Source organism: Bradyrhizobium lupini, from assembly GCF_040939785.1.
Lineage (GTDB): Bacteria > Pseudomonadota > Alphaproteobacteria > Rhizobiales > Xanthobacteraceae > Bradyrhizobium > Bradyrhizobium canariense_D.
Genome location: NZ_CP162553.1, coordinates 639,133 through 651,582 on the forward strand (window position 1 = coordinate 639,133; position 12,450 = coordinate 651,582).

Annotated in this window: 13 protein-coding genes; 7 read left to right on the top strand and 6 right to left on the bottom strand. The window is 63.3% G+C overall.

Annotation, left to right across the window (positions count from 1 at the left end; genetic code table 11):
* Positions 1 to 155: 155 nt before the first annotated feature.
* From AB3L03_RS03425 to AB3L03_RS03455, 7 genes are all read left to right on the top strand, one after another.
* Positions 156 to 1,256: a LacI family DNA-binding transcriptional regulator gene (locus AB3L03_RS03425; RefSeq protein ID WP_085395903.1), complete on the top strand. Its 1,101-nt coding sequence runs from the start codon at positions 156 to 158 to the stop codon at positions 1,254 to 1,256.
* Between the two features lie 122 nt (positions 1,257 to 1,378).
* Positions 1,379 to 3,208, top strand: a complete 1,830-nt coding sequence (locus AB3L03_RS03430; RefSeq protein ID WP_018459247.1) for an IlvD/Edd family dehydratase — start codon at positions 1,379 to 1,381, stop codon at positions 3,206 to 3,208.
* Positions 3,209 to 3,321: 113 nt separating this feature from the next.
* Positions 3,322 to 4,053: an SDR family oxidoreductase gene (locus AB3L03_RS03435; protein WP_018459248.1), complete on the top strand. Its 732-nt coding sequence runs from the start codon at positions 3,322 to 3,324 to the stop codon at positions 4,051 to 4,053.
* A gap of 15 nt (positions 4,054 to 4,068) precedes the next feature.
* Positions 4,069 to 4,815, top strand: coding sequence for an SDR family NAD(P)-dependent oxidoreductase (locus tag AB3L03_RS03440; protein WP_018459249.1), 747 nt, complete (start codon positions 4,069 to 4,071; stop codon positions 4,813 to 4,815).
* Positions 4,816 to 4,822: 7 nt separating this feature from the next.
* Complete coding sequence (locus AB3L03_RS03445; protein WP_018459250.1) at positions 4,823 to 5,215, top strand: GFA family protein; 393 nt, start codon at positions 4,823 to 4,825, stop codon at positions 5,213 to 5,215.
* Between the two features lie 161 nt (positions 5,216 to 5,376).
* On the top strand, positions 5,377 to 6,057 hold the full coding sequence (locus AB3L03_RS03450) for a site-2 protease family protein (RefSeq protein ID WP_368509123.1): 681 nt from the start codon (positions 5,377 to 5,379) through the stop codon (positions 6,055 to 6,057).
* 62 nt (positions 6,058 to 6,119) lie between these two features.
* The gene (locus AB3L03_RS03455; RefSeq protein ID WP_018459252.1) at positions 6,120 to 6,542 is read left to right on the top strand and encodes a hypothetical protein; all 423 of its coding nucleotides are present in this window, start codon (positions 6,120 to 6,122) and stop codon (positions 6,540 to 6,542) included.
* Here AB3L03_RS03455 and AB3L03_RS03460 read toward each other — a convergent pair.
* From AB3L03_RS03460 to AB3L03_RS03485, 6 genes are all read right to left on the bottom strand, one after another.
* Positions 6,530 to 7,345 (bottom strand): energy transducer TonB, encoded by an 816-nt coding sequence (locus AB3L03_RS03460; protein ID WP_085352796.1) that lies wholly within the window; start codon positions 7,343 to 7,345, stop codon positions 6,530 to 6,532. The genes AB3L03_RS03455 and AB3L03_RS03460 overlap by 13 nt on opposite strands.
* Before the next feature lie 9 nt (positions 7,346 to 7,354).
* Positions 7,355 to 7,810 (bottom strand): TonB system transport protein ExbD, encoded by a 456-nt coding sequence (gene exbD, locus AB3L03_RS03465; RefSeq protein WP_018459254.1) that lies wholly within the window; start codon positions 7,808 to 7,810, stop codon positions 7,355 to 7,357.
* Positions 7,811 to 7,813: 3 nt separating this feature from the next.
* Positions 7,814 to 8,734, bottom strand: coding sequence for a tonB-system energizer ExbB (gene exbB / locus AB3L03_RS03470; protein WP_085395901.1), 921 nt, complete (start codon positions 8,732 to 8,734; stop codon positions 7,814 to 7,816).
* Entirely contained in the window at positions 8,731 to 9,420 is a 690-nt protein-coding gene (locus tag AB3L03_RS03475) for a Fe2+-dependent dioxygenase (RefSeq protein ID WP_368508251.1), read from the bottom strand. Before AB3L03_RS03475 ends, exbB begins: the two co-directional genes overlap by 4 nt.
* A 2-nt stretch (positions 9,421 to 9,422) precedes the next feature.
* Positions 9,423 to 11,819, bottom strand: a complete 2,397-nt coding sequence (locus AB3L03_RS03480; protein WP_231188603.1) for a TonB-dependent siderophore receptor — start codon at positions 11,817 to 11,819, stop codon at positions 9,423 to 9,425.
* Positions 11,820 to 12,046: 227 nt separating this feature from the next.
* Positions 12,047 to 12,286 carry a hypothetical protein gene (locus AB3L03_RS03485; RefSeq protein ID WP_085352792.1) on the bottom strand — a complete coding sequence of 80 codons (240 nt, stop codon included), beginning with the start codon at positions 12,284 to 12,286 and terminating at the stop codon, positions 12,047 to 12,049.
* Positions 12,287 to 12,450: the final 164 nt, after the last annotated feature.

Consider the following 12,450-nt stretch of genomic DNA (forward strand, 5'->3'; position numbering starts at 1 on the left):
TCTTGTTTTTCAGACTTCACCGAGCGAAGCCCAACCTTAGCGGGCGACATTGTCGGCAGTTTGTGCGGTTTTGGCAATTTGTCTTTGGTTAGTCCGTGCTGGTAGCGCTGTCAACGTTCCTTTGTTTGCGACATTGAGTGTGTTAAGAGCAGCAAATGGGTCGAAACCGCACCAAGTCAGGCAAAATCCGGCTGGCGGAAGTCGCCGAGCTCGCCGGCGTCAGCCCGATCACAGCGTCCCGCTTCTTCCGCAATCCCGAGGCGCTGTCGCTCGCCAAACGGACCCGGGTCGAGAGCGCAGCCAGGGAGCTCGGCTATGTACCGAACCTGGCGGCGCGCGCGTTGGCCTCGCAGCGCACCGAGGTGATCGGTGTCTTGATTCCGTCGCTGACCAATAACGTGTTCTCCGACGTGCTACGCGGCATCTACGACGCCTCCGAAAACAGCCGTTACTCGATCCAGTTGTCCAACACACGCTACAGTATTCTCCAGGAGGAGAAGCTGCTGCGGCTGTTTCTTGCGCAGAAGCCGGCCGGGCTGATCGTCACCGGCATCGACCAGACCACGGAATCGCGCGCAATGCTCGATGCCGCCGACTGCCCGATCGTGCAGATCATGGAGATCGGACCCAATCCGATCGACATGATGATCGGCTTTTCGCACTATGACGCAGCCCGTGCGGCGGTTGCGCATCTGTTCGCGCAAGGTCACCGCAAGATCGGTTTCGTCGGCGCACGGATGGATCCGCGGGTGCAGCGCCGGCTCGACGGATACGTCTCGGCCATGAAAGACGCCGGACTGTTCGACCAACGCCTCGTCGTCACCACGGCGACTCCGACCTCGGTAACGCTCGGAGGCGCCCTGTTCACCGATCTCCTGGCGCGGGAGCCCGGCATGGACGCGGTGTTCTGCGCCAATGACGACCTCGCGCTGGGTGTGCTGTTCGAATGCAGGCGCCGCGAGATCGCGATCCCCGAACAGATCGCGATCGTTGGCTTCAACGATCTCGAATTCATGGCCTCCGCCGTCCCGACTTTGACGAGCGTGCGCACCAACCGCTACGAGATGGGCAACACGGCCGCCAGCATGCTGATCGACGCGATCGACGGACGGCGTCCGGAGCAGCCGGTGCTCGATCTCGGCTTCAAGGTGATCGAGCGGCAAAGCTCGTCGGCCCGGCGTTCCGACAACCGGCCAGCCGTTTCAGGCGGGGGTGTTGCGAACAAAATGGTAGCGTTACCAAGTGGCCATGACTAGTATCGGATTTGTGAGGAAACGACCCGCCAGCGGGCAGGCAAATCGTCGCTCGCGCCGTTGGGCATCGCACAAGCCGATACCATAAAACGGACGCCAGTGCGTTTGCATTGCAGGAGAAACCAATGACAAAAAAACCAACCAATGGGCATGCCCCCGCCGGCAACGGCGCTCGCCGCCACCTCCGCTCGCAGGAATGGTTCAACAATCCGCATAATCCGGGCATGACCGCGCTCTATATGGAGCGCTATTTGAACTACGGTCTCACCCGCGCCGAGCTCCAGTCCGGCAAACCGATCATCGGCATCGCGCAGACCGGCAACGACCTCTCCCCCTGCAACCGCCACCATATCGAGCTTGCCCATCGCGTCCGCGAAGGCATCCGCGAGGCCGGCGGCATTGCGATGGAATTCCCGACCCATCCGATCCAGGAGACCGGCAAGCGCCCGACCGCGGCGCTCGACCGCAACCTCGCTTATCTCGGCCTCGTCGAAATCCTCTACGGCTATCCGCTCGACGGCGTGGTGCTGACCACGGGCTGCGACAAGACCACGCCGGCCTGCATGATGGCGGCGGCGACCGTCAACCTGCCCGCGATCGTGCTGTCGGGCGGGCCGATGCTGAACGGCTGGCACAATGGCGAGCGCACCGGCTCCGGCACCATCGTCTGGAAATCGCGCGAGCGCCTCGCCGCCGGCGAGATTGACTATGAAGAATTCATGGAGATCGTGGCGTCATCGGCGCCCTCGGTCGGCCATTGCAACACCATGGGCACCGCTTCGACCATGAACGGGCTCGCGGAAGCGCTCGGCTTCTCGCTGCCGGGCTGTGCGGCGATCCCCGCCCCCTATCGCGAGCGCGGCCAGATCGCCTACGAGACGGGAAAACGCATCGTCGACATGGTCTGGGAAGACCTCAAGCCTTCGGACATCCTGACCCGCAAGGCGTTCGAGAACTGCATCGTGATCAATTCGGCGATCGGCGGCTCGACCAACGCACCGATCCACATTAACGCGCTGGCGCGCCACATCGGCGTCGAGCTCTCCATCGACGACTGGCAGAAGGTCGGCCACGACGTGCCGCTGCTGGTGAACATGCAGCCGGCCGGCTTCTATCTCGGCGAGGAATTCCACCGCGCCGGCGGCGTGCCGGCCGTGGTGCGCGAACTGATGAAGCACAAGCGCATCCACGAGGACGCGGTCACGGTCAACGGCCGCGGCATCGGCGAGAACTGCGCCAATGCGCCAAAACCCGACAACGACGTGATCTGGTCTTACGACAAGCCGCTGGTGAAGGACGCCGGCTTCCTGGTGCTGAAGGGCAATCTGTTCGATTCCGCGATCATGAAGACCAGCGTGATCTCCAAGGAGTTCCGCGATCGCTACCTCAGCAACCCGACCGATCTCAATGCATTCGAGGGCCGCGCCATCGTGTTCGAGGGTCCCGAGGACTATCACGAGCGGATCGACGATCCCTCACTCGAGATCGACGAGCGCTGCGTGCTGTTCATCCGCGGCACCGGCCCGATCGGCTATCCCGGCGGCGCCGAGGTCGTGAACATGCAGCCCCCTGCGGCGCTGATCAAGCGCGGCATCATGTCCCTGCCCTGCATCGGCGACGGCCGCCAGTCGGGCACCTCGGGCTCCCCTTCGATCCTCAATGCTTCGCCGGAAGCCGCCGCCAATGGCGGGCTCGCGATCCTCAGAAACGGCGACAAGGTACGCGTCGATCTGAACAAGGGCAGTGCCAACATTCTCATCTCCGACGACGAGGTGAAGAAGCGCCACGCCGAGCTGGCGGCGAATGGCGGCTTCAAGCATCCGCCGAACCAGACGCCGTGGCAGGAGCTTTATCGCAACACCGTCGGCCAGCAGTCGACCGGTGCCTGCATGGAGCTCGCTACGCGCTATCAGAACGTCGCCGGCACATTTGGCGTAGCGCGGGATAATCACTGAGTTAGGAACACGTAGCCCGGGTGAGCGGAGCGACACCCGGGACATCCGCTCCCGGATATCGCGCTCGCGCGCTCATCCGGGCTACGGCACTGAGAAAATCGAGGAGAATACAAATGGCAGACCGCCTCAAGGGAAAGCGCGCCGTCATCACGGCTGCAGCGGCAGGCATCGGGCGCGCATGCGCCATTGCATTCGCGCGTGAAGGCGCAACCGTCATCGCCACCGACATCAATGAGAGCGGCATCGCGAGCCTGGCTAAGGAAGGTATTGCCGAGACTGCGAAGCTCGACGTGCGCAGCACCGCCGACGTTAACGCCTTCGCCAAGCGCGTCGGCAAGGTCGACATCCTGCTCAACGCGGCGGGCTTCGTGCACCACGGCACCATCCTGGAGTGTTCGGAAGAGGATTTTGATTTCTCGTTCGACCTCAACGTCAAGTCGATGCACCGGACCATCAGGGCCTTCCTGCCGGACATGCTCGCGGGCGGCGGCGGCAGCATCGTCAACATCTCCTCCTGCGCGGCGCTGCGGCCACCGGCCAACCGTTACGTCTACAGCGCTTCGAAGGCAGCGGTGTCGCTGCTGACGCGCGCGGTCGCGCTCGACTTCATCACCAAGGGCATCCGCTGCAACAGCATCTGCCCGGGCACCGTCGAGACGCCTTCGATGCTCGACCGTGCCGCAGCGCAAGGGCCGCAGGGCAAGGAGATGTTCGTCTCCCGCCAGAAGATGGGCCGGCTCGGCACCGCCGACGAGATCGCATCCATGGCGGTCTATCTCGGCAGCGACGAGAGCGCCTTCACCACCGGTGTCGACCTCGTGGTCGACGGCGGCTACATGCTCTGACGCCAGAGGCCCGGCATGAACAAGATCGATCTCAACGGCCGTGTCGCCATCGTCACCGGCGGCGCGCAGGGCTTTGGCCGCGCCATTGTTCAGCGCTTCGTCGCCTCCGGCGCCAAGGTCGCGATCTGGGATTTTGATGCAGCCCTGGCCGAGAAGACGGCAAAGGAAATCGGCGATAACACCTGCGTCTTCAAGGTCGACGTCACCGATACCGCGGCCGTCGAGCAGGCCCGCGACGCGACGCTGGCCGCCTTCGGCAAGATCGACATCCTCGTCAACAATGCCGGCATCGCCGGCGTCAACAAGCCGGTCTGGGAGACCGATCTCGAGGAATGGCGGAAAGTTCTGCGCATCAACCTCGACGGCCCTTTCATCGTCTGCAAGGCGATCGTGCCTTGGATGCTCAAGCAGAAGTACGGGCGCATCGTCAACATCGCCTCGATCGCCGGCAAGGAAGGCAATCCCAACGCCTCGCATTATTCGGCGTCCAAGGCCGGCCTGATCGCGCTGACCAAGTCGCTCGGCAAGGAATTGGCCGCACACGACATTCTCGTCAATGCGGTGACTCCCGCGGCTGCGAAGACGGCGATCTTCGACCAGATGACGCAGCAGCATATCGACTTCATGCTGTCGAAAATCCCGAAAGCGCGCTTTGTGCTGGTGGAAGAGCTAGCCGCGATGGTGAGCTGGCTCGCATCCGAGGACTGCGCGTTCTCGACCGGCGCCGTGTTCGACATCTCGGGTGGGCGGGCAACCTATTGAGGCAGCCATGATCCGAGAAGGCGGATGTCTGTGCGGCGCGGTGCGGTTCAAGGCGGAGGGCGAGCCGCTCAACGTCCGCATCTGCCATTGCCGCCTCTGTCAGAAGGCGATGGGCTCGCCCTACTTCGCCCGCGCGCAATTCGACCAGCGCGCACTGACTGTCGAGGGCGACACCGAGCGCTATGCGTCGTCCGAGAACATCGACCGCGTGTTCTGTAAGCGCTGCGGCACGCGCCTGTTCGCCTGGCGGCGCAACGGCACGCTGGCTGGCGTTGCGCTGGCGACCTTCGACGATCGCAACGCGTTTGTGCCCACCGAGCACATCTGGGTCAGCGAAAAGATGGGCTGGGTGACGATCGAGGACGGCATGATCCGATATGACGGGACGATCCCGACGTAGCTCATCCGGCGCCAAGGCTCCACGTCACGGCCGCTGGTCTCGCCGATCATTTGCGGCGTGGCATTTCGGGACCGCCCACCCTATGTTGGGGTGACGCGTTGCTGCACCACCGGTTGGCTGGGTCGGCTGCAAGACCGCAGGCAAACCGGGACGGACGAGCCGTGAACATTTCCTTGTATGACCTCTCGGTGTGGGTGCTGCCGCTGGTGCTCGCCATCACCTTCCACGAGGCTGCCCACGCCTTCGTCGCACATCGTCTCGGTGATGATACCGCATGGCAGCTCGGCCGTGTCAGCTTCAACCCGCTCCGCCACATCGACCCGTTCGGCACGCTGATATTGCCGGCGATGCTGCTGTTCGCGCATTCGCCATTCCTGTTCGGCTATGCCAAGCCTATGCCGGTGAATTTCCGCAAGCTCAACGACCCCAGACTCGGCATGGTCTGGGTGGCGCTGGCCGGGCCCGCCACCAACATCCTGCTGGCGCTGTCCGCAGCTCTTGCCCTGCACGCCCTGCCCTGGGCCCCAGCGAACTCGGCGCAATGGATCTTTGACAATCTCAAGAACGCACTGCTGATCAACGCGGTGCTGGCGGTGTTCAACATGATGCCGATCCCGCCGCTCGACGGCGGGCGCGTCGCGGTAGGGCTGCTGCCCCGGCCACTCGCCCTCCCGCTGGCGCGGCTCGAGCCGTTCGGGATGCTGATTCTGATCGGCTTGCTGATCCTGCTACCGCTGGCAGGCTCGCAGTTCGGTCTAAATCTTGATGTTATTTCAGCAATACTGCGAACGTTGACCGGTTATGTGATTCAGGCTGTTCTCATTCTGACCGGCAATACGTAGTTGAACAGCACACCCGAACACAAGCCGAAGGGCTCGAGGCCGACTTGGTCAAAGCTGCCGATATGCTGATCGCGCGACGCGCTGATACCCGCGCTCGCGCCGATTTTGCCACCTGGAAGATGATGGCCAAGCTCAACGGGTCGTCCGCGCTGCCTCCGGAGGCGCAGGAGTTCCTCCTGAGCTACAAGAACCTGCGGGCGCAGATGAACGAGGGTGAGGCTACCGAGGCCACCATCGGCGCCATCTACAAGGCCTACTATGCCGAGATGGGCGGCGCGGGAACTCCACCTGACGTCCGCCCCCGGGCGGCTGAACCGGCGGCGGACAATGTTACCGCTTTCCGCCGCCCCGAACCGAAGCTGAAGAAGGCCAGTTTCTTCCGGGCAGCGACCGCGGGCGCAACCCAGAAGCGGCCGCTCCCGGTGGCCCTGATCTTCGCCTGCCTGGTCGTGGTCTATGTCGGGATCAGGCTCTACTGGCGCTGAGCCGTCTTCTTCTTTTTCCTTGCGTCCGGCGGCGTGAAGATGATGTCGACGGTGCGCTCGAACCGGTCGTCGGTCAGGCTGGCAGGCGGCTGCGGGATGGGATCGGATTTGCGGACAATCGAGATCGCGGCCGCATCGTAAGCTGCATCCCCGGACGACTCGACAACGTCGACTGAAAGCACGTTGCCCCGTCGGTTGATCGCGAAGCTGACCTTGACTTTCTGATTGTTGGGCTCCTTGCCTTCCGGATTGACCTTGTGGGCCGTAAGGTGCGCGCTAATCTTGCGATTCCAGTCTGCCGTGAGCTTTAGAATGTCCTTGCCGATGCCCAGCACGGGCGCCAGTGCCTTCTCGGCCTCGCGCGCGTCCTCGTCGAGCGTCTGCCGCGCCGTCGCAACGGACTTCGGCGAGGCCTCCGCAGCGGGCGTTTCGACCGCCGCAATCTTCGGATCCTCGTCCTGCGGCTTCTTCGAAATGTTCTCGGTGACGACCCGATCGGGATCGTCGACCTGTTGCGACTGATCCTTTGGAAGCTCGGTTTCCTTGGTCTCGGCCTTTTGCTCGGGAAGCGCCTGCTGCTCCTGCATCGCTTCACTATCCGGTCCCGGCGGAAGGTCGGTGTCAGGCGCCTTCGGCGAGGCCATCTCGACAGCGAACTCCGCGCCGGCCGCGCCGAGGCCGTCATCGGCGTCATCGGCCCGCAGGTGCGCCAACGCGAGCGCGGCCCCGCCCAGATGGAGCGCGAGCGCCGCCATCGCTGCCAAAATCCAAAGCGTCCGGGCTGGTCTGGACTCGTCCGACATAGCGGGCCTCTAAGGCTGAGCGGCGCCTGCCGCGGGCGCCCCCGGAGCGCCTTCCAGCGCAACCAGCTTCACCCGCGAATAGCCGCCTGAGCGCAACAGCTCCATGACGCCCATCAACTCGCCATACGGCACCGAGCGATCGGCGCGCAGGAACACGTACTTGTCCTTGCTCATGTCGGACAGCCCGTCGAGGGTGCCGATCAACTCGGCGCGGTGGACCGGGTTCTCTCCGATGGCAAGCGTCAAATCGGGCTTGATGCTGAGATAGGTCGGCTTGTCCGGCTTCTTCTGCGGCGTCGCGCTCGACGTCGGCAGATCGATCGGCAGGTCGACGGTCGAGAGCGGCGCTGCGACCATGAAGATGATCAGCAGCACCAGGATGACGTCGATGAACGGCGTGACGTTGATTTCATGCGTTTCGCCGAAATCGTCGTCGTCATCATTGTCTGCGAGCGAAACGCCCATGGTTCACTCCGCCGCGCGCGAATGCACGCTGCCGTGGCTGCGGTCGAGATCGCGCGAGAGCAACCGCCCCGCCGCGCCCGAGGCACGGCTGACGAGCTCGAGATAGCTCTTCGTCACGCGCGAGAAGTAATTGTAGATGATGACGGCGGGAATGGCGGCGACCAGACCGATCGCGGTGGCGAGCAGCGCCTCGGCGATACCGGGCGCAACGACGGCGAGGTTCGTGGTCTGCGACTTCGAGATGCCGATGAAGCTGTTCATGATGCCCCACACCGTGCCGAACAGGCCGACGAAGGGCGAGGTCGAGCCGATGGTCGCGAGCACACCCATGCCGACGCGGATGCGCCGCGCCTCCGCGCGCATGATCTCGGAGAAGCTCGAAGCCGCCCGCTCCTTGATGCCGGTGTCACTGGACAGGCCGGCCGACATCCGCGCCTCCCGCAGCGCCGCCGCCAGGAAGGACGGCAGGATCCCCGCTTTGGAGCCGAGCGCCATCTGCGCTTCCGCGAGCGAGCGCGCCTCCGCGATCTTCTTCAGCGCCGAGCGAAGCTTGGTCGCGGCGATCGACAGCTCGATCGACTTGGCGATCAGCACCGTCCAGGTCATCAGCGATGCAAAAGCGAGCCCGATCATCACCGCCTTCACGATGATGTCCGCCGACATGAACATCACCCAGGGCGACAATTCCTTCATGGCGGGCGCGATGCCGGCTGCAGTATCGGACTTTGCAGCCGCAGGCGCGGCAGCTTGCGGCGCCGCAGGCGGAGCAACAACCGGGGCCGGGCCGACCGGGGACGGCTGAGCCGTCGACTGGACCGGTGCCGCGGGCGTGGCCTGTGTCTGGGCGGAAACAGGGGATGCAAGCCAGGCGGCCGCCAGCACAAGAGCTGCGGCAAGGCTTGCTTGGAAGGACATGATCTTCATACTTCGGCCCAGTAGCGAATGAGGTTGTGATAGATACCCGTCAATTTGACCGTTTCGGGATCGTCACGCCCGAGCCGTTCCACCAGCGCCTGTATCGCGGTGTCGAGGTCAAAGATCATGCTCCGGGCTTGATCGTCCCGTATCATGCTCTGAAGCCAGAAGAAAGACGCAACCCGCGTTCCCCTCGTCACCGGGGTGACCAGATGGAGGCTGGTCGAGGGATAGAGCACGCAGTCCCCGGCCTGCAACTTGACTTCGTGCGAACCGTAACTGTCCTCGATCACAAGTTCGCCACCGTCGTACTCCTCCGGCTCGGCCAGGAACAGCGTCACCGACAGGTCTGTGCGGATGCGGAGGCCGGTCAGGCGGTCGCCGCGGATGGCATTGTCGACGTGCAGGCCGAAACGGTGGCCGCTGCTGGCTGCATAGCGGTTGAACAGCGGCGGGAATATCTGGAGCGGGATCGCCGCCGCGATGAAGCGCGGGTTCGAGGTCAGCGCCGAAATGATGCGGTTGCCGAGTTTTCGCGCGACTTCGCTGTCGGGCGGCAATTGCTCGTTGCGCTTGACCATCGCCGACTGCGAGCCGGCGGTGGAGCGCCCGTCCTCCCAATCGCTGGCGTCCATGATGCGGCGGAAATCCGCCACATCATCCTTGCTCAGAACGCCAGGCAGGCACGTCAACATGATCAGAACTTCGCCGTCGTCACGAGGTAGAACGCCCGTCCCGGCGCGACCGCCACGAAAGGCACGGCACTGCGATAGAACGAGTCGTAGTAGAGCTTGTTCGTCAGGTTCTGGGCGTAGAACTTCATGGTCCAGTTCTGGTCGATCTTCTTCTCGAGGAACGCGTCGAACCGCCAATAGCTCGGCAACTCGTTGGTGTTGGCCGCGAACGTGCCGCCATAGACCTTCGAGCGGTACACCGCCTGCCCGCCGAGTTCCCAGCCGCCGTCGAACTTGTACTTGGTCAACATGCTGAACGATTGGTGGGCTATGTTGGCGAGTTGCAGACCGAGATTCGAGGCAACGCCGCTCTGCGTGACCTTCGACTGCATCAGCACCAGGCCGCCAAAAATGCTCCAGCGGTCGGTGAGCTTGCCCTCGGCCTCGATGTCGATGCCCTGGATCCTGTAGGCGGCGCCCGAAGTCAGCACGCTGTTGACGGTCTCGCGCGCATTGTCCTTGGTCGTCTGGAACAGCGCACCGGTCACCAGCAGGTGACGGTCGGCAAGCTCCCATTTGGTGCCGAGCTCGATTGCCTTGTTGCGCTCGGGTCCGAGCAAAACGGTCGTGTTGGGCGGAACACCACCGTAATCGGTCGCGGTCGCATCAAGCTCCGACCCGAACGGATTGGCCGAGGTCGCATAGGCTGCATAAAGGCTGCCGATCGAGATCGGCTTGTAGACCGCGCCGACATTGTAATTGACAAGATCGGCGTTCATTTTTAGGGCGGGGGGCGCGTTGACTGACGCACTCATATTATAGCCGTCGTAGCGCACGCCGCCATTCACAATGATGGTGTCCTGCCAGTTCGCAGTGTCCATGACGTAGACGCTGCTGGTGTTGACACCATAGCGCGTGGGATTTCCAACCAGCGATGGCGTGTTGCTGAAGGGAATGTAGGTGTACTGCGGCGAGTAGAGGTTGACCCCCGTGACCGCTCCGTTGCTGGTCGAGCCGCCGCCGAATAGTTCCGACGAGAGGCCGGTGTAACGGTCGATCGAGATGTTCTCGTTGGCGTATTCCACGCCGAACACCGCGGTGTGCTTGACCCCTCCGGTGACGAGCTTGAAAGTGGCCTCGTTCTGGTTGGCCCACACGTCGACGTTCTGGAAGCGGCTCTGCGCGCTGGCCGTGGTGGTCCAGAGCAGCGGATTGGGGCTGGTCGTGTTCGGGTTCTGCGGCAAGGTGCCGATGTAGTTCAGCAGCGAGTGCTCGCCGCGAACCTTGCTGGTCAGCGTAATGGCATCGTTGACCTTGTACTCGATCGTTCCGGTGCCGAAATCCTGCCGTGCGGTCTGGAAGTCGCGATTGAGGAAGCCGTACCAGTTTCCGCGCGGAATGCCCGCCGACGTCACAGGGACATTGCCCTGCCTGTAGAAGGGCACGCCGAAATCCGGGTAGCCGCTAAGATCGGTGTGGACATAGTTCGTCGTGATCTTGATGTCGTTGGTCGGGGTGTACTTGGTCGAGATGAAAGAACCCCAGCGATCGTCGGTGATATAGTTGCGGCCGGCGACGTTGGCGTCCTGGAACAGGCCGCCCACGCGCACGGAGAAGGTCGGATCGACGACCTGGTTGACGTCGAGCGTGACGCGCTTGGTTCTGTCGGTGCCGAACTCGGTATCCATCCGCTTGAAATTAACGTCGCCCGCCTGCTTGGTGACGATGTTGATGGCACCGCCAGCGGTGCCGCGGCCGGCGTAGGACGAGGCGGGGCCCCGCAGGATCTCGATCTGCTCGGTGAAGAAGTTTTCGCGGATTGAGACCGCGGGATCGCGGATACCGTCGATGAAGACGTCGTTGCGCGCATCGAAGCCGCGGATGAAGAAGCGGTCGCCAAACGCGTTGCCGCCCTCGCCCGACCCCAGCGTCACGCCAGCGGTGGAGCGCCCGATCTCCTTCAGCGTCGTGGCGTTCTTGTCCTCGAGAACTTCCTTGCTGAGCACGGTGATGGTCTTCGGCGTGTTCAGCATCGGCTCGGGAAACTTGCCGGAGGCCTGGACGTGGTCGACCTTGTATGGCGCCGCCGGATCCGAATACGGATTGCGGTCAACCTCGCCGGACGGCGTGGTGGGAGCGGTCTGCTGCGCCGCCTGCTGCCGCTGCGCGGCGCGGCGAAGCGCATTGCGCGCGCGGACCTGATCCGCCGTCGGCTTCGAAGCCACCGGGCGCGGACGCGCGACCGGCGCATCGACCGTCACCGGCGGCAGGTTCGACTGCTGAGCCTCCGCGCCGCTCGACACCGATGCTGCTGCGATCAGGCCGGCGACAGCGGAGACCTTCTTGCCGGAAACGCTCGTGAACTTTTCATCGAATGCTGCGACCGAACGCAACGACTTCGGTGCGACCACCTGCCCCATTACCAAACACGCCCCATATTCCAGTTCGCCCATTCACTTCGATGAGCGATTGGAGTGTTGGTATCGGCCGCAAAATTGCGGGTCAATGCGAGTAAGCCGCGAGAACGCTTGAATAAGTCCAGATCAAAGCGATTCTAAACTGCCGTTTGAAATCGTTCTAAATCGAGATTGAGTCGTTCTAAAGAGCGCGTGAAAATGCTGCTAAATCGGCGGTCGCGGGCGCATGGTCAATCGCTGCTTGGCGGCTTCATCAACGAGAACAATTCATCGACGGTCTTCCGCGCCACCGCGCGCACGCGGTCGCTGTTGTCCATGCCTGCGATGTTGACGCCGTTGACGACGGCTCTGATCTCGTCGCGGAACTCGGTGAGAAAGCGCAAGGGATCACGCTGCTCGTTGGCGACGCGTGCGATCAGTCCCGTGATCAGGATCTGACACGCGATCAGCTTGCCGTTCAGTTCGTCCATGCTGCGCTCCCGTTGTGGCGCGTCGATATGACCGATGCCGATTTCCCTGACAACCGAAACGAGCTCCGCACGATTAGAACCGTTCCTGCCAGCCGTCGCCTTGCGGCCTAGGGCGCGGCGCCGCTCAGTCCAGAGCACACCGCTTTCGAGCATTGCACAAACTT